At 42.9% G+C, this 1,014-nt stretch carries 1 protein-coding gene and 1 pseudogene; both read left to right on the top strand.

The window, feature by feature from the left end:
* Window positions 1-59 precede the first annotated feature (59 nt).
* Complete coding sequence (locus tag Xbud_RS20025; protein WP_169923122.1) at window positions 60-233, top strand: hypothetical protein; 174 nt, start codon at window positions 60-62, stop codon at window positions 231-233.
* Between the two features lie 263 nt (window positions 234-496).
* A pseudogene (locus Xbud_RS19035) lies at window positions 497-815 on the top strand (NADPH-dependent 7-cyano-7-deazaguanine reductase QueF); the annotation flags it as partial.
* Window positions 816-1,014: the final 199 nt, after the last annotated feature.

Genomic DNA, 1,014 nt, shown 5'->3' on the forward strand with positions numbered 1-1,014 from the left:
CGTGGTTTCACTGAGTAATGCGGGGTTCAAATCGGTCGTAAAACCAGACCGGATGGGCTATGGACGTTTGCCGCTTTGCGGCGTCACTTGGTAATCGCTGCGCTTCAACACAAGTGACGCCGCGCAATATCCGGGACGCTTATCGTGATGAAGTGAAAACGCAGATGAATGTTGTACCGATAAAAACGGTATCGTTTGACGTAAGACAGAGCCTGTTTTGCTCTATTGTGTGAGTAGCCGGTGATGAGTAACACCGGGAAACTTTCATCATCAGACGGAGGGTTAGATGTCCAATGATACCTGCTTCCAAAAGTGCGCAGATGTACCGCATTGTAATGCTCTCCCTTGCAGGCTACGGGAGTTTTATTTCGCCGCTTCACGCTGATCCTTACAGACGACAGATCATAAGTAACAGTTAAGTACCTTATCGGTTGGACTAAGCGAGGTCAAATTTTTATTCGATATTAAGGTAAGAAAAACCGTACCCTTCTCTTTTGAAACATTACACTCAAATCTCTTAAAATCAAACTGCCTGGTCACAAACCAACCTGACTGGGGCAGCGTTGTGATCCGTTATGAGGGTGCAAAAATTGATCATGAAAAACTGCTGCGCTACCTTACTTATCTCATTCAGAACACATAACGAATTCCATGAACAATGCGTCGAACGCATTTATAACGATATCATGCATTATTGTGGACCAGAGAAATTAACCGTATTTGCCCGTTATACACGATGTGGTGGTTTGGATATTAACCCTTTCAGAAGTAATTATGACAGTGCTCCACTGACGGGACGGCTAATCCGACAGTAAGTCATGCTATTCAGAGTGAGACATGACTGCCTCACTCTGCTCACAAAACAATATGTTTTCCTGAGATATAGAAAGTAACCAAATTTTATATATAAACTTGACGCGATGCTCGACTTTTATGGTGGTGAGTTGAAATGACATAGCCGCACCTTTATAACTTTAAGTCGTCAAAAATAGAGAAATAAAGGAACAAAAGGCT

The organism is Xenorhabdus budapestensis (assembly GCF_002632465.1).
Taxonomy (GTDB): domain Bacteria; phylum Pseudomonadota; class Gammaproteobacteria; order Enterobacterales; family Enterobacteriaceae; genus Xenorhabdus; species Xenorhabdus budapestensis.